Below are 23081 nucleotides of genomic sequence, written 5' to 3' on the forward strand. Positions count from 1 at the left end.
TCCGGTCTCACGGATTCAGCGCCTGGGCGTGCCTCTTCGCGAGCAAGCTCGCTCCTACAAAGAACTCTGTGAATCACGAGCCGTCGTTGTCGCCCTTGTCGCCTTTCTCGTGCGTCGGGTCGTAGACCTTGGTCAGGTCACCGCCGAGGCGGAAAGTCTTGAACGGCTGCTTTTCGTGTTTCTCTTCCAGCACATCCGGGCTGCAGGTGTAGAGCGAGCAGTACGGTTCGAGCCAGGCGAATTTCGGATCTTTCTTCAAGTCCGTCATGTCCTGTTTCTCGCCGTTGTGTTCAGCGAAAATCGAAGGGTCTTTGACGCCGGCCAGCACACGGTCACCCAGACGCTTCAAGGCACCATTGTTTTCCGGACGCAGATCGACACCGTTGGCCTGGGCGAAACTGGCGATCATCGCGAGCGGCGGCAGGGCGTAGTTGTGATACGACAGCGCGCGTTGACGACGCTTCATCTCGTTAGGCAGGAAACCGTCCTTGTCCACCTGATTGGCGGCGACCTTGTATTCCTTCACAGCCCAGTCGAACAGGTCCTGGCGGTTGGTGGCGACGGCGGTTGCCATCACTGACCAGGCGGCCCAGTACGAGTGGTTGTTGATTTTTTCCAGCGGCAGGTTGCTCCAGTCGCTGACCACCTGGTCGGCCAGCTTGCTGAACCATGCTTCGATGATCTTCGCGTCCTGCTGACGATTGGCCAGCGGGTGCGACTCGGAGAACTTCAGACGCAGGTAGGCGGAGGACATGCTGCCCAGTGCCCATTTGCGCATGGACTTGCCGGTGTGGTTGAACTCGCGCGACTCCAGCGCATCGGCCTTGGCCCAGGTGGTCATCATGTTCAGCGCGCAATCGAGCTGTTCCGGACGACCGTCACGCATGTACTGCATCACGACTTTGCTGACGCCGCGCTCAAGGTCAGTGATGTCCTTGGTCGCATCGCGAAATGCTTCTTCCGACACGGCGTTGAGGGTCGCACGTGCCTTGTCCGAACCTTCGTACTTGCTGCGGAAAACCAGCTTGTCGGTGTACGGCTTTGGAATGGCTTCACAGCTGAAGTTGTGATCGCCAGTCTTCATTTTTTCGATCGGGGCGTCATAGCCCTTGGGTGGAACCAGTGCGGCGGACGCACCCGTAGCCCAGGCCATCGATGACAGAATTGCCATCGACAGCAGGGTAGGGCGTATCAGTTTAGGAGTCTGCATAAGTCACCTCATAGTCCGGCTTGAGCGGTGTGTGTCGCAGCGCTCGGGAACACGTTGCGTTTGCATACTTTGGCTTCGACTTTCTGTGGTGCCGTGCCTGCTTCCGGTCCCTGGATCTCCAGCGCCAGCAATTGCTGGTTAGCCCAGTCCTCGTCTTCGCGCAGTTCGAACGCGAAGCGTCCGTCAGTATCGGACGTTTCCGGTTTTTCGATTTTCAGATCTTCGTGACGCCCGTTCATGTACCAGAGCCTGGCTTGAAGGACTTTCACCGAAGTATCGTCAAACTTGATATCGATCTGATTGCTGCCGTTGCGGATATCCTTGATGCCATTCTTGCCATTGACCAACACTTCGTTGGTGCCCGGCTTGAGGGTGGTGCTGGCGCTCATTACCGCAGGCTTGCCTTCGCAGCCGTTGTCCAGCAGCGCCATCATCTGGCGATAGATGGTTTCCTGATCCAGGCGATACAGCGGCGAGAATTCCCAGATGAGAATTTTCGGCGGACGCTTCTGGAAGTCTTCACTGCCCAGGTACTGCAGCATCGAACCTTCCAGACCACCACCAGGGAACGCTACGTTCAACACGTCGGCACCCATGTATTCCTGCAGGAAGCCAGCGAAGTTGTAGTTCTTGCCGCTGTGACTGGTGCCGACCAGCGTGATCTCCGGGTTGCCGGAATCGCCGAACAGGTCACCGTCGCCCGCCTCACCCTTGGGTTCGGTGGTGAACTGATCCATGTACTGGATCGCATAGCTGGTGCCGCACAATTGACCCGCCATATTGTGCAAAGTGCCCGTTTTGCCCATGCGTCCGGAAATATGGCTTTCGAACTCACGCTTGGGGATGTCGCTGTAACCCGGAACCTTCTTGACGGTTTCGGCGACGATTTTTGCCGTGCGTTGTGCGCCGTAAGGCGTCCAGTGCTGGTCACCGCGGAAGTAGAAGTCATGCGCCTGCTGCTCGTTGGTCAATGGCGACAGGTCCGGGACCCAGTAACCCATCTTGCTGAAGCGGCCGAGCATGGTCTGATAGTTTTTCAGCGCCTTGTCATAGTCGAACTTGTCGCGTTCAGCCGGAAAAAGCTTGTTGCGATCTACCAGACCACGGGTCGGTTGATAGACCACGACCAGTTCGACACCCTTGCTCTTGAACGCATCGTGCAGTTCTTTCATGCGGCGGTAGCCGGCAGGCGTGGTGTCGAACTCGGTGCGCAGGTCTTCCTGAGTCCGGAACAGCCAGTCGCCCTGCGCCTGGACCAGTGTGGTGAAGTTCTGCTGATAGCGCGTGGTGTAGTTTTTCGCATCATGCGCGGCCGGGCACAGCGAGCAGCAAGGCTCGGCCTTGAACGTCGGCGCTTGCGAGTCGTCTGCCCGAGCGACACCAGCGGCGGCCATCAAGGCGGCGGTGAGGCTGGACAGGCTCAACAGCTTGATCAGATGTGCGTGCATAACAATACCCTTCCTCATTCCCGCAGCTCGGTCTGGCTTTCGACGGGGTCGATCAATACGGCTTTCTTCTGGCGTACCAGCAGGTCGAGGATTTCGTCCTGGCGCTCACCGAGGACGCCGTTGAGGCTGATGCCGACTTCTTTGGTAGGCATCAGCATCGAGACGCGATACAGCTCGACACTCAGTGGCGAGTCGATGGACAGCGGGCCGGAACCATTGCTGGACAGTTCGCCGCCAACCATGATCAGCGAGACCTGAGCGTCGAACGGATCGAGCTCAATGTCGCGGTCGGTGTCGCTCAAGTCCTTGATGTGGCCATAAACGCCCATCAGGCCGTTGCCCATGGCGACGTTCTCGTACAGCTTGATGTTCACGCTGTTACGCACGCGGATACCGTGGCGGCGGTTGGCGATCACGCGATTGCCCCACAGCAGGTTGTTGCCGCTTTCGTACAGGGTGATGCCGTCAGTGTGGTTCTGGTAAATCTCGTTGTAGGCGACGATGTTGCCGACGCTGTTACGGTCCAGAACCACGCCGGACAATTTGTTGTTGTGGCTCTTGTTGCGGAAGATGAAGCTGTTGTCGACTTCCCGGGAAATGATGATCCCGTGCTTCTTCTTGGTCCCGTAAACGTCGTTTTCGGCGATGATCAGACCGTGCGAACGGTCGTGCGGGTCAATGCCGTAAATGATGTTGTCGCGGTAGGTGTTGCCTTTGACCACGAAGTCGCGGGTTTCATAGCAGTAGAAGCCGTACCACATGTCCGAGAACTCTGAATCGATGATCCAGCCCGTCGGTTCGGCACGCTTGAGAATCTTCGCGGTGTTGGGCGTGTACTGGGAAATACTGATGCCGTAGGACTTGCTCTGGTCGTAACCCATGCTCGCCATTTTGGTGTTGGCGATCCAGGTTTCCGAGCCACCCCAGGTCAACAGGAACGGACGAAACTCGTCAGGCTTGCGATAGGTCGCCAGGCTGTTGCGGGTTTCACTCCAGGCATTGACCTGAGTGTGGGTGATCAGCATCTTGCCTTCGCTGACGATGAACGAACCTTTTTCCTGAGACAGACGCAATTCCTTGGTCTTGCTGTCGATCTCGAAGATCCCGGTCTCCTTGACCAGGATCGGCAGGCGCGCCACGTAGACACCCGGCGACACTTCATTGAGGAACTGCTTGGGCACCTTTTTGGCCAGGTCCTGCAGGTTCACGTAGCCGTCGGAAATCATGATGGCCTGCGGGATGCCGCGCTGACGGTTGACCCATTCGGCCATCTTGTTATCGCCGCCGATGAATTCCTTCAGGCCGGTTTCTTCCATCATCCGCGAAACAGTGACCTTGCCCGGTTTGTTGCGCACGATCTTTTTCAGGGCGGCTTCGGCGGTGTAGCCCTTGAGGTCGGGCAACACCGGCTTGGCCATTTCCAACGGCTCGGTCGGCGGGCTGGTGATGGTGTAGGTCTTGGCCTGGTGCAACTCCTTGACCACCGCCTTCTGTGTGTCGGGTACGACAGGCGCGTTGGCCAGCGCCACACCGCTGGCCAGCAGCAGGGCGCTGGTCAGCAGTGCGCTTTCGAGCAGGGTGTGCGGCCAGTGTCGGCTACGCCCGTTGCTTGTATGACTGTTCATCTCTGGCACTCCTTTGGCGGTTCGCATCAGAAGCGCCAGATGACGTCGACAACAGCGCGGTGCATGTAGCTGTCCACGTTGTTCTGATACGCGTCGCCTGGCTTGAAGACACCTGCGCGCAGGCGCACCAGTGCCGAAGGTTCATCGAACGACTGGCTCAGCGAAGCCGGCAGCAGGCCTTGCTTGAAGTACTTGGTCACGACCAGGTCCATTTCCTGACCCAGGTCCTTGCTGCCGTCTTCCAGCGGCAGCGAGCTGAACGTACCGTTCTGGTTGTCGTTCACCGCGTTGATGCCCGAGCCACCGATACCGGTGTTGCCGTCCACGCGACGGAACTTGTGGTAGATCAGCGACGCGTCGTATTCCTCGTTCATCTGCCAGGAGGCGAACAGCGAGCCGGTTTCCACGTTGGCCATTTCGCCCTGGAAGGCTTCACCGAAACGATGGATGCGCGAACGCGTACCGGTCCAGTTGGAGCGGTTACTTTCCAGACCGTTCTGGACGTAGTCCTTGCTGGCGCGCGAGTAGGCGGCACCGACTTGCCATTGCGGGTCCAGACGCAGGCGCAGGCCCAGGTCGGTGGCCCAGCCATTCATGTCACGGCTATTCTTTTCGCCGGCGATGAACTGGTCGTTGGGAGCGGAGGTCACGCCGATCTCGTCGCGCGTTCCGTTCAGCCAGGTCAGGCTGCCCCAGTAGTTGAGCTGATTGGTGTTGCTGCGATAGTTGTAGGCATCGCTGTCAGCCTGCAGGCCGACCCAGGTCAGATCGCCATTGGAGGTCTTGTCCAGATCATCCAGCACCTGGCCCTGCGACTTGAGCTTGCCGTCGTCGGCACTGTGGTGAGCACGGATACCGGCCCAATGGCCTGGTGTCCACTGGTAGCTCACCGAGCCGAACAGGTGCTTGCGATCTTCGTCGTCAGGTGCCAGTTCGGTCAGGTCGGTGCGGTATTCGCTGAAACGCTGGGCAGCACCCAGTTCAGCGCGCAGCAGCGTGGTATCGAACGACCAGTTGATGGCCTCGATATTGGTGTCGTGCCATTGACCGTCGTCGTTACGCAGACGCTGACGACCGACTTTCAGGATCTCGCCAGGGTAGGGCGTGAAACCGCTGTAGCCGATCCAGAACTCACGCAGTGCGGCGTAGGTCTTGTCGGTTTCGCGCTCGCTGGCCGTGCCACGCGAAGTCTGGGTGCCGCTGCCGTCGCTGTTGCTCTGCTCCAGCGGGTCGGTCTGAATGATGTCGGTGGCGGTGACCACCTGGCCCATCGCGTAACCGCTCCAGTCGCCGCGCTCGCCATAGACCCAAGGGCGCAGGTCCAGGCCCACACCGTTGACGTCGCCGCCCGAACGGGTGCCCAGATCGCGATCATCCTCGGCCTGCGCCGTGGCTTTGATTTCGATACCGAAATTTTGCGGTTGTTCGGTCAGCGCTGCCAGTGTCGGGCAGGCCCACAACAGGGTGAAGCCAAGGCCCATGCCGGCGGCCATCAGGGGATTCAACTTCATAATGCTTCCTCACCGTCTTTTTCTTCTTGCAGGGCCTGCAATGCCATCGCGTTCTGAGTAGCGTTAGCGCCCCGGACTTTTTGCTCGCGTGCCAACAGGTCTTTGGCGGTGGCGAGCTTTTCAGGCGGCAGTTGTGTATTGAGGGCCTCGGCAAGCTCGGTCGCTTGCGGGGTCTGACTGGCCAGCGCCAGTTGCGCGAACACCCAGGCGTTGACCGGGTCGGGCATCGTGCCCTTGCCCTGCGAGAACAGTTGCGCGAGTGCGAAGTCGGCGCTGTTCTGGCCACCACGGGCGGCGGTCAGCAACTCGTCCACGGCTTTTTGCGAGTACACCTGACCGAGGTAGCCACGGCGGTAGATCTGACCCAGGTAGTAATGGGCGGAAATTTCCGTTGCTGTGGCTTTCTTCAGGTGCTCCTCGGCCTTGAAGGCATCGGGCGTGACCCATTTGCCTTCGTAGTACAGGCGTCCAAGCAGCAGCTCGGCGCGAGGCTGATCCGCCGCGCGGCCGTTGTTCAGGTATTCCATCATCTTGTTGACGTCGCCCAGTTCGGGGAAGTCGTAAAGCAGTTTGGCCAGCGTGACCCACGAGACCGGGTAGCCCGGCGCAACGCTTTCCAGCAATTGCTGAGCGGTTTTTTCGTCGGGCGTACCGATGGTGGAGTCACCCAGTACGCGCGCGACGCTGTCCACTCGTTGAGCATTGACGCGGCCAGCGGCGTAGTCGCTCTTGAGCTTTTCGATCAAGGCCGTGCGTTGCTCGGCCTGGCCGCGTGTCTGGTAGACAGTAGCCAGTTCGACGTAGCAGATATCCGTGGCTGACAGTGCCTGTTTGCAGATGCTCTCGACCTCATCGAGGTGTTGAGCATAAGTGCCTTGCGTGCGGTACAGCAGCACCTGAGCCAGACCTGCCTCCGGATAACCGGCAGCGCGCCACTCACTGATCTTCTGCTGCGCATTCACTTCAGGGAAGGTGTGCGGGTATTGCAGATACAGCATCGCCAGCGGGATCAGGGTGCCGGATTCGCCATTGGCGAAGGCCTTTTTCAGCAGGCCTTCGGCTTCGCGATGTTCGGCTTCGGTAGCGTCGGGCTTGGCAGCCAGCAGACGGCCCAGGCGCGACTGCGCCCGAGGAGAGGTCTGCGCGGCAGCGCGGTAGGTAGCCTCGGCCTGCTTGAGCTGAGCCGGGTCGCGGGTAGCGACCTGAATATCAGCAAGGCCGACTTGCGCGTCGCTGTAGCCCAGGTCCGCCAGCTGCCGATAGTTCTGCTCCGCCAATGCAGTGTCGCCGTTTTTCAGGGCTTCATTGGCAAGGCGTTGATCAGGCAGGCCGGCACAGCCGCTCAGGCCGAGCGCGACGGCGAGGCTCAGTAGCGTGGGGGTCGACAGGCGTCGTAGTGGGCTGTTCATGGTTACAGACCCGCAGCCATTGCTTTATCGATCAGCCAGTTCACGGACGGGCCACGATCGCTGACCACTTCGACAGGGCGACCGGCAAGCGAGCTGCTCAGGCTTTCGTCAGGCTTGATCTGCACACGGATGTCGGTGGACAGGTCGGCGTCGCTCAGGTTGGTGCTGCTGACGATCTGACCGGTGCGCAGTTTGTCTTCGCCAGCGATCTGGAAGCTGACACGTGTGCCTGGCTTGACGTCGTTGAACTGGCGATAGGTGAAGCGAGCTTCAACCGTGGCCGGCGCGTTGCGTGGCACCAGTTGGAAGATCACCTGACCCTTGGACGCGAACTGACCGTCGGCAACCAGTTGGCGAGCTACGACGCAATCGCACGGGCTGGTCATGGTGCCGCTCATCTGCTTGCCATACAGCTCTTCGATCTTGGCGGGCTGCAGGTCTTCACCGGTCAGGCTGCCTTTGAGCATTTCCAGCATGCTGGTGTTGAAGGTTGCCAGTGGCGCGCCTTTGGCGGCTTCGCCATTCTGAGCGACCAGGCTTTGTACGGTACCTTCACGCGGCATGGTCACATCCATGCTTGGAATGGTGACCAGACCGGCCGATGCATGGCTGACGAAGTACAGGCCGTAGATCGTCTTGAAGATGAAGCCGAAAGCGGCCAGACCGACAATGAACACGCCCAGGCTGAAAGTCACGGCGCGCAGGCGACCCATGGCGCTCATGCCGCTGTCCTTGCCCTTGACCTTGCGTGCCTTGGTGAAGTTGTCGCGCTGCAGCGTGGCCAGCACTTCGCCCAGGGTGACGACTTCGCCGGACAGGTGCGAGGTGATCAGGTGGCGCAGGGTAGCGATGTCCTGAGGTTCCAGATTCTGGAACTGGCAACCGATGCGGTTGCTGGCGTTGTCGATCGAGCGCACCTGCAGATCGACGTCCATGGCCAGGCCAAGGTTGTCGATGATGAATTGCAGGCGTCCCTTGACGATCTGCCCTTCGCTGAATTTCTGCCCGGACGGAGCAACGAAGCTCAGGCCACCGGCCGACAGGTCTTCGATACGTACCAGCGGCGCGTTGGGCTGGTCATTCAGCAGGCGCAGCTTGGCAGGGATCTTGATCCGCGCGTGTTGGCGCTGGGCTTCGGATTCATGTACGACGTTCGCATTCACGGCTGTATTCATGGCTAATTTTCCTACTTAAGCGATTAATCCGTTGGCCCGGTCAAACCATCGTCAACAGCACAGCGACGAAGATGGTGCCAGCCGAGAAAGTCATGGTTCGGGACGACCACGTGTTGAACCAGCCCTGAAAGCTGGCCATGTCGCGGCTTAGTTTGGTGTCCTGGCGAGTCCAGGACTGGCGGTCCAGGCGGAAGAAGACATAGATCTTCATCAGCGCGCCGACGATCTGGTTGTAATAGAGAATGATCGGGTAGGCAGGCCCGATTCTATGTCCCGAGAGGGACAGCAGCAGGGTGAGGATCAGACGGGTCATGCCGATCCACAGCAGATACATCAACAGGAACGCGCCGCCATACTTGAAGCTGGCGATCAGGGCGACGGTCAGACCGAGGATGGAGGTCCACATCGACACACGCTGGTCGAACAGCACGATGCTGGTGAAAATCCCCAGGCGACGTACGCCCAGACCCAACGCACGCGAGTTCTGACGCAGGTTATTGCCGTACCAGCGATACATCAGCTTGCGGCTGGCCTTCAGGAAGCTCTTCTCGGGCGGGTGTTCCACGGTGTTGATCGCTGCGTCCGGCACGTAGAACGTGTCGTACCCCAGGCGCATCAGGCTGAACCAGCTGGACTTGTCGTCGCCGGTCAGGAAGCGGAAGGTACCCAGACGCCAGTGATTGAGCGAGTCGCTTTCCACGTCGGCAATGAACTCGGGGTCGGTTACCACGGTTGCGCGGAACACCGACATGCGACCGGTCATGGTCAATACGCGTTTGGACAGGGCCATCGAGCACATGTTGATGTGACGCTGAGCGAAACGCAGCTTGTGCCACTCGCTCATGATGTAGCCGCCACGTACTTCACAGAACTCGTTGGTGGTCAGGCCGCCGACGTTGTCGAACAGCTGGAACCACGGCACGGTCTTGGCGACTACACCTTCGTTGAGCACGGTGTCGCCGTCGATCACTGCAACCACGGCACGGCTGTCAGGCAAGTGACGCGAGATGGCGCGGAAGCCATAGGCCAGACCATCGCGCTTGCCGGTGCCCGGAATGCGTACGAAGTCCAGCTTGACCCGCTCCGGCGGGTTGAACTTCGCCCACATGCTCTTGACCAGCAGCTCATCGGACATTTCCACCAGCGAGCAGACGATAGTCGTCGGCAGGCCACAGTCGATGGCTTCGCGGATAACCGAGTTGTAGACCTGTGCGGTGGTCAGCGCGTCGATGCGGAAGCTGGTGACCATCAGAAACACATGGGACGGGTCTGCTGCACTGCCCAGCTTGCGAACCTTGCGGCGCAAGTGCGGGTAGACGATGTACAGGAAAATCATCCCGCGCACGAAGTGCGTGATCCCCATCGAGTAGCGCCAGATACCAACGGCACCAATCAGGAATATAAAGTTCTTCGACTGTGAGTCGAAGATACTGGTAGGCAATGCCGCGGCAAGGCCCATGAGTAAACTTAAATAGAACAGCCAACCTGCGGCCTGTAACAGGCCGTGCTTGAGCCTCTGCATAATCGTATCCCTAAGTCAGTTGCGAGCCTCAAGCCCCAGGCTGCAAGCACATTGCTTGAGCCTGTGGCCTGGAGCCTGGCGCTTGTGGCTTGCGGCTGATTTACCAGCAGATACCTTCGGCGCGACCGTCTTCGCTGGTGGCGTTGGTCATGAAACCCACCAGATCGATGACGCGCTTGCCTTCGGGAGTCTTGTTGGCGAGGGCGCGGAAACGCTCATCGCGGTTGCCAAGGATGATCACGTCAGAGTCGTTGATGACCTGATCGAAGTCCGAATTCAGCAGCGACGATACGTGCGGAATCTTGGATTCGATGTAGTCCTTGTTGGCACCGTGAACGCGTGCATATTCGACGTTGCTGTCGAAGATGCTCAGGTCGAAGCCCTTGCCGATCAGCATTTCGGCCAGTTCTACCAGCGGGCTTTCGCGCAGGTCGTCAGTACCGGCCTTGAAGCTCAGACCCAGCAGTGCAACCTTGCGGGTGTCGTAGCTGGCAACCATGTCGAAAGCGTTCTGCACTTGCGAGGTGTTGCTGCGCATCAACGAGTTGAGCAACGGCGCTTCGACATCCAGGCTGCTGGCGCGGTAGGTCAGGGCGCGAACGTCTTTTGGCAGGCAGGAGCCGCCGAATGCGAAGCCTGGGCGCATGTAGTACTGGGACAGGTTCAGCGCCTTGTCCTGGCAGACCACGTCCATCACTTCACGACCATCGACGCCGACGGCCTTGGCAATGTTGCCGATTTCGTTGGCGAAAGTAACCTTGGTGGCGTGCCACACGTTGCAGGTGTACTTGATCATTTCGGCAACGGCGATGTCCTTGCGGATGATCGGTGCGTCGAGTTCTTCGTACAGCGATTGCAGTACGTCGCCCGAGGCTTTATCGAACTCGCCGATCACGGTCATTGGCGGCAGATCGTAGTCCTTGATTGCGGTACTTTCACGCAGGAACTCAGGGTTTACGGCGACACCGAAATCAACACCGGCTTTTTTGCCGGAGCAGTCTTCCAGAATCGGGATGACCACGTTGGCAACCGTGCCTGGCAACACAGTACTGCGAACAACGATGGTGTGGCGGGTGGCTTTGTCACGCAGGACATAGCCGATTTCGCGGCATACCGACTCGATGTAATCGAGTTCCAGATCGCCGTTCTTCTTGCTCGGCGTACCGACACAGATCATCGACAGGTCAGTGGCGCGAATGGCTTCGGCGAAGTCGGTAGTGCCGCGCAGTTTTCCGGTACTGATACCTTTCTGCAGCAGTTCTTCCAGACCCGGTTCAACGATAGGTGATTTGCCGTTGTTGATCAGATCGATCTTGGTGCTGGAAATATCCACACCAACTACATCGTGACCGCGGGCAGACAGGCAACCGGCACAGACTGCACCGACATAACCCAAACCAAATATGCTGATACGCATCGTATTCTCCTCGATTTTTCACGCCATAAATTGGCTGGATATTAATTTTGGCCAGCAGATGTCACGCGCTATCCGTTACGGCTAACAACGCCGTAGAACTAACGCAGGCATATTTAATGAGTGAGTGCCCAAATAGGTGAGGCGAACTCAAATGACACTAAGTACAAGCGGCAAGTGACCTGTCCGGTGGGCAGGGCCCTGCTCTCCTTGGATGCAGTAAACCACTCCTGTTTGACGATTGACGGCGGACCTCGTTCGGAAAACCTGTGGCTAGAGCCTTGGCAGACCTTGTCGAATCCTGCGCATCACACCTGTTTGGCGCTTCGCCTGTCTACAACATCAACTAGTGATGTGAGTTTAGTTCTGATACCTGACGCCAGTGTTGTGTGAACCTGGCTTCCCTGTCGGTAACTTCCCGTTTTTCCGGTCGACCTGTAAGTGATCTCTTACACGTCAGCCCAGAATTGTTACGGGATGTAGGAGCGTAGGAATTCCCATTTAGTTCCGGGCCGCTCGTCCTGATTTGCGGATTTTGGTGTATCCAGTTTGTGACGGGGGCAGTATCGCGATGATGGCTTTTTTCTTAAAAGCCTTAGTTTGCGGGGATTACAGAGGGGTAGATATTGAAGTGCTATTACGGTAAAAAGCTAAAAAGCCACTACGTAAAAAAATGGATTTTTTTTCATGAAAAAATCAGGCGGGAGTGTGCCGTCGAAAAGTTGACGTTTATCTGGCGTCACGATGTTGGCATTTGCTGTTGGATCGTAGGACAGGTCGTGTAACAACCATGCGTTACACGACGGTTACAGTATCTAGTCTTCTGTGACGTTGCGCAAAAACACCAACTTGTCGGGCGTCGACTGCTCACGGTTATAACGATAGCCCTGAACATCGAACGCCTGTAACGCCTCGGGGCTGTTGATACGTTCCTCAATGACGAAACGGCTCATCATGCCGCGCGCTTTCTTGGCATAGAAGCTGATGATCTTGTACTGCCCGTTCTTGAAGTCCTTGAACTCGGTGTCAATGATCCGGGCGTTGAGCGCTGAACGTTTGACCGCAGAGAAGTACTCGGTAGATGCAAGATTGAGCAGCAGGTCGTCGCCCTGAGCTGCCAGCGCTTCATTCAACCATTCGCTGATCTGCGTGCCCCAGAACGCGTAGAGATCCTTGCCACGAGCGTTGGCCAGTCGCGTGCCCATTTCCAGGCGATACGGCTGCATCAGGTCCAGCGGGCGCAACAGCCCATAGAGGCCGGACAGCATGCGCAGGTGATCCTGGGCGTAGTCGAGCTGCGCGTCGCTCAGTGTTTCGGCCTGCAGGCCGGTATACACATCGCCTTTGAAGGCCAGCAGCGCCTGCTTGGCATTGTCGAGTGTAAAGGCCGGGTTCCAGCTGCCGAAGCGTGCCGCGTTCAGCCCGGCAAGCTTGTCGGACAGGTGCATAAGTTCGCTGATCTGCGCCGGCGTCAGTTCACGCAGTTGGGTGATCAGCTCCTGAGAATGATCCAGATACTGCGGCTGAGTGAAGCGTCCGGTAGTGGGCGGGGTCTCGAAATCGAGGGTTTTTGCCGGGGAAATCACCATCAGCATGAAGTCGTCTCCTTTGATCGTCCGGGGATTCTAGGGGCTGATGGCTCATGACTCCAGCTATGGTAACGATAGAATTCGGCGTGTTTGTCACGCCAGCATGTCGTGCGGCTTTGTATGCGCACCGACATAAGAAGCCAGGCTCATATCAGCTATAGTGGCGCGTTGGTCATGATGTTAACGGTTGATCGAGAGGGCATCGGGTTTGCGTATTGTTTTAGCAGTGTGTGCAGGTCTGTTCTGGCTCCAGGCGCAGGCGGCAGTGCCGGTCACTGCCACCATAGACCGCAGTGTGTGGCCTGAGCGCCTTGAAACGCCGGGGTTGTTCGACGTCGCGTCGCGCGCGGAAATCCTTGCCTTTGCCCACGAACTGTACCTCAGCGAGAAGCTGGACGAGGAAGGGCTCAAGCAGCGCCTCGGCCTGCGCTTCGTCAACGTGCCTTCGTTGAACGTGGTCCGCCATCGTCTGTGGCTGCGCTTGCTGGAAAACTATCAGAATGCCCAAAAGAGCTGCGAGCAGGATGCCAACTTTTGCGTGCTGGTCGAGGACATGGACCAGTTACGTCAGCGCGCTGAAGAGTTTCAGGTGTCGAACGACTCGTTCTACGCCAACTGGGCCAGACCCGGCGCCGTGTTCCATCAGCGTTATTTGAACGAGCTGCTATTCATGGCTGCCTTGTTCCCGCAGACCAGCAGCGAGATCGAGCGCTACAACTCTGATGAGATGAGTGGCGACGAGATGCCGGACCGCACCTTCATGCTCAATTTCGAAAGCGGCCCGAGCCCGGTCGATGGCGGAACCGACTGGCTGGCCGACTTCATGCGCCAGCAGAAGATGACCGCCACCTTCTTTGTGCTGGGCAAGAGCCTTCAGGAGCGCCTCGACAGCACATCGACCACAAGCTTGCAGGCGCTGTATCGCCAGCAGTGCGTGGGCATTCAAGGGTGGGAGTATCGTTCGCATAGCCAGTGGCTGGACTGGCAGGATTCAGTGCAACGCAGTGCGGCACTGGTTCAGCGTGTGCTGCCGGATAATTTCGTGCCGCTGTTTCGCCCGCCTTACGGCCATCGGCGGGCCGATAGCGGAGACTTCTTCCGCGCCGAGCATTTACGCGTGTCATTGTGGAACATCGACGCCGATGACAACACCGGGCGGCTTTCGGCAGAGCAGGTGGGCGACCGCGTGCTGACCCTCATGCTGCTCTGGCGCAAGGGCACGGTGGTCTTCCACGACGTGGCCAACAAGGCGCAGTCCGCACTGCCGTTGCTGCTGGCCAATACCGCGCAAAGCGAGTTGATCTGGGACGATTGCCGGAATATCTCTGAAAGCCCCGTAGAACAAGGGCCGCAGAGCAGTGAAGAGGCTGCGCCCGAGGGGGAATGAAGGCAGATTCGGCGTGGGTGGACTTCCGACTTTAAACGTGCTGTGTACGTCCGCCAAGCTCTATTCGTCAGGCTGTGAAATAAACTTCAAAAAACTGTCAAAGAGCTTTTTTCTGTCATCCCTTTTGCTGTATTACGAATACAGACCGCCGAAACCTGCAACACAGGTGGCGTCTTCCAAGACCCACCTTGAGCGACATTTCTCCCCTGCCTGAAGGGAAGAATCCGGCGGCCTTTTCGTGGCGCAGTACTGTCGTGGTTCTGCGTCGCCCGGCTTCTACAAAGGTGAGCGAGTATGGATGACCACGGACGCACCCCTTCCACTAACCAGCCAATCCTTTACGTGCTCGATACCAACGTATTGATTCATGACCCAAACGCACTGCTGAATTTCGAAGAACACCACGTCGCCATCCCCATGACGGTTCTGGAGGAACTGGACAAACTCAAGGCCGGTAAACATTCGGTTGCTGCCGAGTGCCGCCAGGCCATCCGCCTGATCGACAAGACCCTCGGCGAGGCTAACCCTGAAGAAGTTGAAAAGGGCGTGCCGATCGACCGCGGGACCGGTGTTTTCAAAGGTTTTCTGTCGATTTTGATGAGCAAACGCGAGGAACCCAACAGCCTGCTCCCCGAACACCTCAACGACAACATCATCATCAACCAATTGATCGACCTGCATGCGCGCAACAAGGACTTGAGCGTTGTGCTGGTGACCAAAGACATCAACATGCGCCTCAAGGCCCGCGCCTGTGGCATTGCGGCCGAGGATTACAGCACCGACCAGCTGGTCGACGACGTTTCGCTGTTATCGCGTGGCTACCACGACATGACCGGTTCGTTCTGGGACCGCGTCAACAAGGTCGACACCCGTCAGGAGCGTGGCCGTACCTGGCACCGCGTACAGCTCAATGAAATGCTGCCTGCGGTTCATATCAACGAGTTTATTGTCGATGAACAGGGCTTCGTAGGCTGGATCAAGGGCGTCAAGAACGACGAACTGCTGATTCTGGACATGCATCAGGAGCCACTGCTGCATCAGGAAGCCTGGGGCCTGAAACCGCGTGATATCTATCAGGGGCTGGCGTTGTTCGCACTGCTTGACCCGGATATTCACCTGGTCAACCTGTCCGGTGCCGCGGGTTCGGGTAAAACCATTCTGGCGTTGGCCGCTGCCATCGAGCAGACCATGGTCACCAAGCGCTACCGGCGCATCATCGCTACCCGCAGTGTTCAGGGCCTGGATCAGGAGATTGGCTTCCTGCCCGGCACCGAGGCGGAAAAGATGGAGCCTTGGCTCGGCGCGATCACCGACAACCTTGAAGCCCTGCACATGGATGATGAAAACACTCATGGCAGTGTCGACTACATCCTCAGCAAGGTGCCGTTGCAGTTCAAATCCCTCAACTACATTCGAGGTCGCAGCTTCCAGCAAAGCCTGATCCTGATCGATGAATGCCAGAACCTGACCCCGCACCAGATGAAGACCATCATCACCCGTGCCGGTGCCGGTTCCAAAGTGGTCTGCCTGGGCAACCTGGCGCAGATCGACACCCCTTACCTGTCAGCCACCAGTTCCGGGCTGACCTACCTGACGGAGCGCTTCAAGGACTTCCCGAACGGCGTGCACATCACCCTGCAAGGCGTGCCACGCTCGATACTGGCCGAATACGCGGAGAGTCATTTGTAAATCAGATGCATGCGGGGAGCCCATGTGTGAGTGGGTTCCTTGCTTGCAGCTCACGGCTTGTAGCGTGTAACTGCCACTCCCTCTACACTTCTTGCTTCTGCCAAGGAGTAACGTTGTGCTCACTCATCTCGATTCCCAGGGTCGCGCCAATATGGTCGATGTCACGGATAAAGCCGTGACGTCCCGTGAGGCGGTGGCCGAAGCAGTGGTACGCATGCTGCCCACCACGCTGCAAATGATTGTCAGCGGCGGTCATCCCAAGGGGGATGTATTTGCTGTCGCGCGTATCGCCGGTATTCAGGCGGCAAAGAAAACCAGTGATCTGATCCCGCTCTGCCATCCATTGATGCTCACCAGCATCAAGGTTCACCTCGCCGCTGACGGCGATGATGCGGTGCGTATTACTGCGAGCTGCAAGCTGGCCGGGCAGACCGGTGTGGAAATGGAAGCCCTGACTGCCGCCAGCGTTGCGGCGCTGACTATTTACGATATGTGCAAGGCGGTTGATCGCGGCATGGTCATCGAGTCGGTTCGGCTGCTGGAAAAGCTCGGCGGCAAGAGCGGTCACTTCATTGCCGATCAGGCACAGGTCTCGTCATGAAGGTACAGGTTCAGTATTTTGCCCGTTACCGTGAAGTCCTTGGCCTGGACAGCGAGTCTGTCGAAGGCACGTTCGACACGCTGGACGCACTGCGCCAAACGCTGTTGCAGCGTGGCGAGGCCTGGCAGGTCCTTGCCGAGCAGAACCTGATGTGTGCCCGCAACCAGGAGCTTTGCAAGCCGACCGAGCCGCTGTCTGATGGTGATGAAGTCGCGTTCTTTCCGCCCGTGACCGGAGGCTGAACATGACCATTCGTGTTCAGGCTGCGGCGTTCGACCCCGGCACTGAAGTCAACGCGCTGCATGCTGCCAACCTCGGCATCGGCGCGGTGGTCAGTTTTGTCGGCTATGTGCGGGATTTCAACGAAGGGCGTGAAGTGTCCGGCATGTTTCTGGAGCACTACCCGGGCATGACCGAAAAGGCACTGGCAAAAATCGTTGCCGAGGCCGAACAGCGCTGGCCGTTGCTGCGTGTCGATGTGCTGCATCGGGTGGGAGCGCTGGAGCCCGGCGAGCCGATAGTATTCGTGGGCGTTGCCAGCGCTCACCGGCAGGCAGCGTTCGAAGCCTGCGATTTCGTCATGGACTACCTCAAGACCCGCGCGCCGTTCTGGAAGAAGGAAAAGACTTCCGAGGGACCGCAGTGGGTTGAAGGCCGCGATAGCGATCAGGCAGCAGCCCGGCGCTGGTAGTCGTTGGTCGTTGTGCCCATCTTTTTTGCCTGAACGTCTGACCTTCCGCTTTTTATATCGTCTATTTGCATCTTTCTCGGTACAGAAAGATGGCTTCGGGCTATCATGCGCGGCCGCGAAGAAGCGGCCTATTGGCTTTGCCCAATCCTATTCAATAACTGTCCGAACGTGATCGCGTTTTGCGAGCCACGTTGCGGACAGTTTTTCGTAAACGCTCGGAGCAGAATGTGAAGAAACTTCAGCAGTTTTTGGTTTCAGGGATGACGACAGCGGCTTTATTGCTGGTTGCTGGTTGTGCAACGGAAAGCTCGCGGGCGCTGCCTGTGACAAAGGTTGAAAGTGCTGGAGTTGCCTATGCCGGTGTGCGCTATCCGGTTGCGGTCGGCAAGTTCGATAACCGCTCCAGCTATATGCGCGGGATCTTTTCCGATGGCGTCGATCGTCTTGGCGGTCAAGCCAAGACCATCCTGATCACCCACATGCAGCAAACCAACCGGTTCAATGTGCTGGATCGCGACAACATGGAGGAGATCAAGCAGGAAGCCGCTATTAAATCTACCGCTCAGCGCTTGAAAGGTGCTGACTACGTAGTGACCGGTGACGTGACGGAGTTCGGTCGCAAGGAAGTCGGCGATCAGCAACTGTTCGGCCTGCTGGGCCGCGGCAAATCCCAGATTGCCTACGCGAAAGTCGCGTTGAACATCGTCAATATCAGCACTTCGGAAGTGGTGTACTCGACTCAGGGCGCAGGCGAATTCGAGCTTTCCAACCGTGAAGTCGTCGGCTTTGGCGGCACCGCCAGTTATGACTCGACACTCAACGGCAAGGTTCTGGACCTGGCCATGCGCGAAGCCGTCAACAACATGGTGCGTGCGCTCGACAGCGGTGCCTGGAAACCGACTGCCAACTGATATTTCAAAAGGGAATTTGTGGTGTTCATGAATCGTTTTAATGTTTCGTTGCGCAATGTCGCAATGCTTTTAGTCGCCGGCGCGTGCCTGACGGGCTGTGTCCAACAGCCGAAAACCTTGTACCAGTGGGGCAGTTATCAGCCTGAGGTGTACGAGTATTTCAAAGGCGAGTCCAAGGAAGCTCAGGTCGCCAAGCTCGAAGAAGACCTGCAGAAAATCCGCTCTACCAACGCAACGCCGCCACCGGGCTACCATGCTCAGTTGGGCATGCTATACGGCAGCATTGGCAAGGATGACCAGATGGTTCAGGAGTTGCGCACGGAAAAGGCACTGTTTCCCGAGTCGGCCACTTATATGGACTTCCTGCTCAAGAACGCCCACGCAGGAGTCGTCAAATGAACCTCGCTCATCTGAAAGTTGCTGTAAGCCTGTTTGCCGTTGCCCTGCTGTCGGGTTGCGTTACCCCGCCGACGGTGGACTACTCGGCCTTCAAGGAAAGCAAACCGCGTTCGATTCTGGTACTGCCGCCGGTCAACGAATCGCCTGACGTCAAGGCGACGTACAGCACCTTCTCGCAGGTGACCTACCCGCTGGCCGAGTCGGGCTACTACGTGTTGCCTGTGGCGCTGGTTGACGAGACATTTCGCAACAACGGCCTGACCAATGCCAACGATATTCAGGCAACATCGCCTGCCAAGCTACGCGAGATCTTCGGCGCCGATGCTGCGATGTACATCACGGTCAAGCAATACGGCACCAGTTACGTGGTCATCAGTAGCCAGACCGTCGTGACGGTCACGGCAAAGCTGGTTGATCTGCGCACCGGTACTGCGCTGTGGACGGGTACCGCGTCGGCGTCCAGTGAAGAGGGCGGCAACAACAGCGGTGGCGGTCTGGTGGGTATGCTGATTACAGCGGCGGTCAAGCAGATCATCAACAGTTCGACCGATGCCGGTCATCCCATCGCCGGGATAGCCAGCAACCGACTGCTCACTGCTGGTCGGCCGGCGGGCCTGCTTTATGGTCCACGTTCGCCGAAGTACGGTACTGACTGACCCTCACGCTGCTGATTTCCGGCAGGCACAAAAAAAGCGCAGCCCCGTAAGGGCTGCGCTTTTTTGTTGGCCACATGTATCAGGTCGTTTGCCGCACTACTGCTCTGAGCAGGTGAGTCGGCGGCGTTTCACAACTGATCTTGCGACCCAGCTTCTCTTCGATGGCGGGCAACTGGTAGGAGTCGTCTTCGCCGGCGAAGCTGATGGATACGCCATCGGCACCTGCGCGACCGGTACGGCCGATGCGGTGCACGTAGTCGTCCGGCACCTCAGGCAGGGTGAAGTTGATCACGTGGCTGATGCCATCAATGTGGATACCGCGACCGGCGACATCGGTGGCTACCAGTACGCGGATCTTGCCTTCGCGGAAGCCTTCAAGGGTCTTGATGCGCTTATGCTGCGGCACATCGCCCGACAGTTGCGCGGCATTGACACCGTCGCGTACCAAGCGCTCTTCGATGCGTCGCACCTCGTCCTTGCGGTTGGCAAAGACCATCACCCGTTCCCAACCGTTGTCGGTGACCAGGTTGTAGAGCAGCTTGTACTTGTCGGCACCGGCAACGGCATAGATATGCTGCTCGACGTTGTCACTGGCGACGTTCAACGATTCGATTTCGACGATGGAAGGGTCCGTCGTCCACTGTTTGGCGAGGTTCATCACGTCTTCTGTGAAAGTCGCGGAGAACAGCAGCGTCTGGCGTTCACCCTTGTGTGGGGTTTGGCGAATGATCTGACGCACCTGCGGGATGAAACCCATGTCGAGCATGCGGTCGGCTTCGTCCAGGACCATCACTTCGACCATGTCCAGATGCACTTCGCCGCGCTGGTTGAAGTCCAGCAGGCGGCCAGGCGTGGCCACCAGAATATCGCAGTGCCGTGCTTCAAGTTGTTTGAGCTGCTTGTCGAAATCCATGCCACCGACGAACGTCATGACGTTCAGGTTGGTGTATTTGGTCAGGTCGGCAGCGTCCTTGGCGATCTGCACCACCAGTTCGCGAGTGGGCGCAATGATCAGCGCTCGGGGCTCACCCATGTAGCGTTCGGCTGGCGGTGGCGTCTGGGTCAGTTGCTCGATGATCGAGATCAGGAACGCAGCGGTCTTGCCGGTACCGGTCTGGGCGCGACCGATCGCGTCCTTGCCTTTGAGCGTGAAGCCCAGTACGCCCGCCTGAATCGGTGTGCAGTACGGGAAACCAAGGTCCTGAATCGCGTGCATCAGTTCAGGCGCAAGGTTGAAATCGTGGAAGCGGGTCTTGCCTTCCTGCGGTTCGACGACGAAATCTTCGAGTTTCCATGCTGGCGCAGGCGGTTTTACCATGCGCTCACGACGCGGGCGCTCGGCCCTTGGCTTGTCGGTGCGCGGTGCTCTGGCTTTGGAGGGCTCGTTGACGGTGTCCGAAAGCTGAGTCTGGGCATGATCCGGTGTGTCGCCTGCGGCAGCGGGGGAGGCGGGAATAAAGGCTGTCGGACCAGGCGCGCGCTGCTCAGCCTCACTTTTACCGAACATCTTTTTAAGTGCTTTGAGCACGGTCATCTCATCAATTGGTTAAGGAATGTACGCCGAGCAGTGTAAAGCAAGAACCGTGCTCGGCGTAGTGCCATCCGTGGCGAGCTACAAAAGCGGTCAGTTGCAGGCGGGCCCAGGGCGCTTTAGCGCAGCTTGTCAGCCAGCCAGACGCCGATGTCATGGATTTCCTGCGGTAACACTTGGTGCCCCATTGGGTACTCTTGCCATTGAGCGGTTACACCCTGAGCTTTGAGTTGCTCGTACACCGTCCGGCCCATGGGGTTGTGCACCACTTCGTCGTGCTGGCCATGCAGGCAGTAGGCAGGGATGCGCTGTTGGCTGGCAGACAGCGTCATCTCATTGCTGAATGTCGGGGCATAAGTGGACAGCGCGAGTACACCGCCCAGCGGACCCTGCCAGCGTCTATAGCCTGCGTGTAACACCACCGCGCCGCCCTGGGAAAAGCCTGCCAGAAATATCCGTGACGGGTCGATGCCGCTGTCGCGTTGTTGCTCGATCAGGTCCAGCACCTTCTGTGCCGAGGCTTCCATCTGATCGTGATCAATGGCGCGGGCCTCGGAACTCATGGCCTTGATGTCGTACCAGCTTGGCATTTCATAGCCGCCATTGACCGTTACGGCGCGTGTCGGTGCCTGAGGCAGGACGAAACGTGTGGTCGTCAGCGACTCCTGCAGCATCTCGGCGACCGGAAGAAAATCATAGCGGTCGGCGCCCAACCCGTGCAGCCAGATAACGCAGGCATCCGCTATGCCTGAAGGTTGGATGATCAAAGGTTCGCTCATGTCTGCTCCATTTGTGTGCGCTGGCTCATTTAGAGCGCATTAATAGGGTGCGCGGTTAGATTAAAAATGAAAGAAGATGTCGCAAGATTACAAGTTTTTGTCTTGACCTGTCGCTAATTCGACATAGCCAGCATGCTGGTACGGGCTTTGCTACAGCAGGACTGGAGTCGAGGCGCTCTCATCGTTCGGTAACACTATAAGGCTAGTACTTATAGCGATCGAAAAGCAGCTCGGGAGTCCATGCGTCAGGATTCGCGGCAAGATTCAACCTGTACCGCTCTGGTCCGGGAAAATCATGGGGTTTCAGTCCACGGGGCCGATTCTGAATGATGAAGACGAATGACGGGATGATCCCGCAGACGATTCGTGATTCAGGCCCAGCGTTGCATGACCCAAAAATAAGCCAGCACGGGTCATTAGCGCCTCACAAAGGTGCGACGCGACTTAAACACCTACACAACAAAGAGCAAACTGGAGGTTTTTGAATGAAGATGTTGAAATCCACCCTGGCTGTCGTCACCGCCCTGGCCGCATTTGGTGTAACCGGGGCTGCCAACGCCGGTGCCACCCTTGACGCTATTCAGAAGAAAGGTTTTGTTCAGTGCGGCGTCAGCGATGGCCTGCCAGGGTTCTCCGTTCCGGACTCCACCGGCAAGATCACCGGTATTGACGCTGATGTCTGCCGCGCAGTAGCCGCCGCAGTATTCGGCGACGCCACCAAGGTCAAGTTCAGCCAGTTGAACGCCAAGGAGCGCTTCACTGCACTGCAATCCGGCGAGATCGACATCCTTTCGCGTAACACCACCTGGACCAGCTCCCGTGATGCGGGCATGGGCCTGGTGTTCACCGGCGTAACTTACTACGACGGTATCGGCTTCCTGGTAAACAACAAGCTGGGCGTCAAAAGCGCCAAGGAACTGGACGGTGCAACCATCTGCATCCAGGCCGGTACCACTACCGAGCTGAACGTCTCCGACTACTTCCGTTCGAACGGCCTGAAATACACCCCGATCACCTTCGACACCTCCGACGAAAGCGCCAAGTCGCTGGAAGGCGGTCGTTGCGACGTACTGACTTCCGACCAGTCGCAACTCTACGCACAGCGCAGCAAGCTGGCCAAGCCGGACGATTACATCGTTCTGCCTGAAGTGATCTCCAAGGAGCCGCTGGGTCCTGTCGTACGTAAAGGCGACGAAGACTGGTTCTCGATCGTTCGCTGGACCCTGTTCGCCATGCTCAACGCCGAGGAAGCCAAAATCACTTCCAAGAACGTTGAAGCTGAAGCCAAGTCGACCAAGAACCCTGACGTAGCCCGTATGCTGGGTGCCGACGGTACTTACGGCAAGGACCTCAAGCTGCCGAAAGACTGGGTCGTGCAGATCGTCAAGCAGGTCGGTAACTACGGCGAAGTGTTCGAACGCAACCTGGGCGAAGGTACCCCGCTGAAAATCAAGCGCGGCCAGAACGCTCTGTGGAATGCCGGCGGCATTCAGTACGCTCCACCTATTCGTTGATTGACCCGGCGCCCGACAGG

20 protein-coding genes are annotated in these 23081 nt (G+C 58.1%); 9 read left to right on the top strand and 11 right to left on the bottom strand.

Features of this window, described 5'->3' with window-relative positions:
* Nucleotides 1-73 precede the first annotated feature (73 nt).
* The 9 genes from RYC17_RS11770 to yaaA all read right to left on the bottom strand — a co-directional run bounded on the left by RYC17_RS11770 (nt 74) and on the right by yaaA (nt 12909).
* Complete coding sequence (locus RYC17_RS11770; RefSeq protein ID WP_005752927.1) at nt 74-1210, bottom strand: mannuronate-specific alginate lyase; 1137 nt, start codon at nt 1208-1210, stop codon at nt 74-76.
* Nucleotides 1211-1218: 8 nt separating this feature from the next.
* Nucleotides 1219-2658 carry an alginate O-acetyltransferase AlgX-related protein gene (locus RYC17_RS11775; protein ID WP_316903157.1) on the bottom strand — a complete coding sequence of 480 codons (1440 nt, stop codon included), beginning with the start codon at nt 2656-2658 and terminating at the stop codon, nt 1219-1221.
* A gap of 14 nt (nt 2659-2672) precedes the next feature.
* On the bottom strand, nt 2673-4283 hold the full coding sequence (gene algG / locus RYC17_RS11780) for a mannuronan 5-epimerase AlgG (RefSeq protein WP_058409305.1): 1611 nt from the start codon (nt 4281-4283) through the stop codon (nt 2673-2675).
* A 26-nt stretch (nt 4284-4309) separates the two neighbouring features.
* Nucleotides 4310-5794, bottom strand: coding sequence for an alginate export family protein (locus RYC17_RS11785; RefSeq protein ID WP_058409304.1), 1485 nt, complete (start codon nt 5792-5794; stop codon nt 4310-4312).
* On the bottom strand, nt 5791-7203 hold the full coding sequence (gene algK, locus RYC17_RS11790; protein WP_230017611.1) for an alginate biosynthesis TPR repeat lipoprotein AlgK: 1413 nt from the start codon (nt 7201-7203) through the stop codon (nt 5791-5793). The genes RYC17_RS11785 and algK overlap by 4 nt, the downstream gene beginning before the upstream one ends.
* 2 nt (nt 7204-7205) lie before the next feature.
* Nucleotides 7206-8378, bottom strand: a complete 1173-nt coding sequence (locus RYC17_RS11795; RefSeq protein WP_002552254.1) for an alginate biosynthesis protein Alg44 — start codon at nt 8376-8378, stop codon at nt 7206-7208.
* Nucleotides 8379-8418: 40 nt separating this feature from the next.
* Entirely contained in the window at nt 8419-9900 is a 1482-nt protein-coding gene (alg8, locus tag RYC17_RS11800; protein WP_002552255.1) for a mannuronan synthase, read from the bottom strand.
* Between the two features lie 100 nt (nt 9901-10000).
* Complete coding sequence (locus tag RYC17_RS11805) at nt 10001-11317, bottom strand: nucleotide sugar dehydrogenase (protein WP_002552256.1); 1317 nt, start codon at nt 11315-11317, stop codon at nt 10001-10003.
* Nucleotides 11318-12129: 812 nt separating this feature from the next.
* Nucleotides 12130-12909 (bottom strand): peroxide stress protein YaaA, encoded by a 780-nt coding sequence (yaaA, locus tag RYC17_RS11810; RefSeq protein ID WP_058400621.1) that lies wholly within the window; start codon nt 12907-12909, stop codon nt 12130-12132.
* A gap of 202 nt (nt 12910-13111) precedes the next feature.
* Here yaaA and RYC17_RS11815 point away from each other — a divergent pair, with 202 nt between their 5' ends.
* From RYC17_RS11815 to RYC17_RS11850, 8 genes are all read left to right on the top strand, one after another.
* The gene (locus RYC17_RS11815) at nt 13112-14290 is read left to right on the top strand and encodes a polysaccharide deacetylase family protein (protein WP_316890579.1); all 1179 of its coding nucleotides are present in this window, start codon (nt 13112-13114) and stop codon (nt 14288-14290) included.
* Nucleotides 14291-14584: 294 nt separating this feature from the next.
* A complete protein-coding gene (locus tag RYC17_RS11820; protein WP_002552259.1) occupies nt 14585-15979 on the top strand; it encodes a PhoH family protein in 1395 nt (464 codons plus the stop codon).
* Between the two features lie 115 nt (nt 15980-16094).
* Complete coding sequence (gene moaC, locus RYC17_RS11825; RefSeq protein ID WP_044320541.1) at nt 16095-16580, top strand: cyclic pyranopterin monophosphate synthase MoaC; 486 nt, start codon at nt 16095-16097, stop codon at nt 16578-16580.
* Nucleotides 16577-16822, top strand: a complete 246-nt coding sequence (gene moaD, locus RYC17_RS11830; RefSeq protein ID WP_004658311.1) for a molybdopterin converting factor subunit 1 — start codon at nt 16577-16579, stop codon at nt 16820-16822. Before moaC ends, moaD begins: the two co-directional genes overlap by 4 nt.
* A gap of 2 nt (nt 16823-16824) precedes the next feature.
* Complete coding sequence (moaE, locus tag RYC17_RS11835) at nt 16825-17271, top strand: molybdopterin synthase catalytic subunit MoaE (RefSeq protein ID WP_044323196.1); 447 nt, start codon at nt 16825-16827, stop codon at nt 17269-17271.
* Between the two features lie 260 nt (nt 17272-17531).
* Complete coding sequence (locus RYC17_RS11840; protein ID WP_044423792.1) at nt 17532-18182, top strand: CsgG/HfaB family protein; 651 nt, start codon at nt 17532-17534, stop codon at nt 18180-18182.
* A gap of 27 nt (nt 18183-18209) precedes the next feature.
* Nucleotides 18210-18581 carry a DUF4810 domain-containing protein gene (locus RYC17_RS11845; RefSeq protein WP_005778092.1) on the top strand — a complete coding sequence of 124 codons (372 nt, stop codon included), beginning with the start codon at nt 18210-18212 and terminating at the stop codon, nt 18579-18581.
* Nucleotides 18578-19237, top strand: coding sequence for a DUF799 domain-containing protein (locus RYC17_RS11850; protein WP_005746009.1), 660 nt, complete (start codon nt 18578-18580; stop codon nt 19235-19237). Before RYC17_RS11845 ends, RYC17_RS11850 begins: the two co-directional genes overlap by 4 nt.
* 79 nt (nt 19238-19316) lie before the next feature.
* Here RYC17_RS11850 and rhlB read toward each other — a convergent pair whose 3' ends face one another.
* Both rhlB and RYC17_RS11860 read right to left on the bottom strand, forming a co-directional pair.
* Nucleotides 19317-20771 carry an ATP-dependent RNA helicase RhlB gene (gene rhlB / locus RYC17_RS11855; protein ID WP_316903160.1) on the bottom strand — a complete coding sequence of 485 codons (1455 nt, stop codon included), beginning with the start codon at nt 20769-20771 and terminating at the stop codon, nt 19317-19319.
* A gap of 116 nt (nt 20772-20887) precedes the next feature.
* On the bottom strand, nt 20888-21547 hold the full coding sequence (locus tag RYC17_RS11860; protein WP_316903161.1) for an alpha/beta hydrolase: 660 nt from the start codon (nt 21545-21547) through the stop codon (nt 20888-20890).
* Between the two features lie 485 nt (nt 21548-22032).
* Between RYC17_RS11860 and RYC17_RS11865 the strand changes: the two genes are divergently transcribed.
* Nucleotides 22033-23061 carry an amino acid ABC transporter substrate-binding protein gene (locus tag RYC17_RS11865; RefSeq protein WP_002552268.1) on the top strand — a complete coding sequence of 343 codons (1029 nt, stop codon included), beginning with the start codon at nt 22033-22035 and terminating at the stop codon, nt 23059-23061.
* Nucleotides 23062-23081: the final 20 nt, after the last annotated feature.

The sequence above is a fragment of the Pseudomonas syringae group sp. J248-6 genome (assembly GCF_032586995.1).
Classification (GTDB): domain Bacteria; phylum Pseudomonadota; class Gammaproteobacteria; order Pseudomonadales; family Pseudomonadaceae; genus Aquipseudomonas; species Aquipseudomonas amygdali.

Coding starts and splice junctions, on each gene's coding strand:
- RYC17_RS11845 (WP_005778092.1), top strand. CDS start 18,210: ATGAATCGTTTTAATGTTTCGTTGCGCAATGTCGCAATGCTTTTAGTC.
- RYC17_RS11795 (WP_002552254.1), bottom strand. CDS start 8,378: ATGAATACAGCCGTGAATGCGAACGTCGTACATGAATCCGAAGCCCAG.
- yaaA (WP_058400621.1), bottom strand. CDS start 12,909: ATGCTGATGGTGATTTCCCCGGCAAAAACCCTCGATTTCGAGACCCCG.
- rhlB (WP_316903160.1), bottom strand. CDS start 20,771: ATGACCGTGCTCAAAGCACTTAAAAAGATGTTCGGTAAAAGTGAGGCT.
- RYC17_RS11775 (WP_316903157.1), bottom strand. CDS start 2,658: ATGCACGCACATCTGATCAAGCTGTTGAGCCTGTCCAGCCTCACCGCC.
- RYC17_RS11860 (WP_316903161.1), bottom strand. CDS start 21,547: ATGAGCGAACCTTTGATCATCCAACCTTCAGGCATAGCGGATGCCTGC.
- algG (WP_058409305.1), bottom strand. CDS start 4,283: ATGAACAGTCATACAAGCAACGGGCGTAGCCGACACTGGCCGCACACC.
- RYC17_RS11770 (WP_005752927.1), bottom strand. CDS start 1,210: ATGCAGACTCCTAAACTGATACGCCCTACCCTGCTGTCGATGGCAATT.
- RYC17_RS11785 (WP_058409304.1), bottom strand. CDS start 5,794: ATGAAGTTGAATCCCCTGATGGCCGCCGGCATGGGCCTTGGCTTCACC.
- moaD (WP_004658311.1), top strand. CDS start 16,577: ATGAAGGTACAGGTTCAGTATTTTGCCCGTTACCGTGAAGTCCTTGGC.
- RYC17_RS11840 (WP_044423792.1), top strand. CDS start 17,532: ATGACGACAGCGGCTTTATTGCTGGTTGCTGGTTGTGCAACGGAAAGC.
- moaE (WP_044323196.1), top strand. CDS start 16,825: ATGACCATTCGTGTTCAGGCTGCGGCGTTCGACCCCGGCACTGAAGTC.
- RYC17_RS11865 (WP_002552268.1), top strand. CDS start 22,033: ATGAAGATGTTGAAATCCACCCTGGCTGTCGTCACCGCCCTGGCCGCA.
- algK (WP_230017611.1), bottom strand. CDS start 7,203: ATGAACAGCCCACTACGACGCCTGTCGACCCCCACGCTACTGAGCCTC.
- RYC17_RS11820 (WP_002552259.1), top strand. CDS start 14,585: ATGGATGACCACGGACGCACCCCTTCCACTAACCAGCCAATCCTTTAC.
- RYC17_RS11850 (WP_005746009.1), top strand. CDS start 18,578: ATGAACCTCGCTCATCTGAAAGTTGCTGTAAGCCTGTTTGCCGTTGCC.
- RYC17_RS11805 (WP_002552256.1), bottom strand. CDS start 11,317: ATGCGTATCAGCATATTTGGTTTGGGTTATGTCGGTGCAGTCTGTGCC.
- alg8 (WP_002552255.1), bottom strand. CDS start 9,900: ATGCAGAGGCTCAAGCACGGCCTGTTACAGGCCGCAGGTTGGCTGTTC.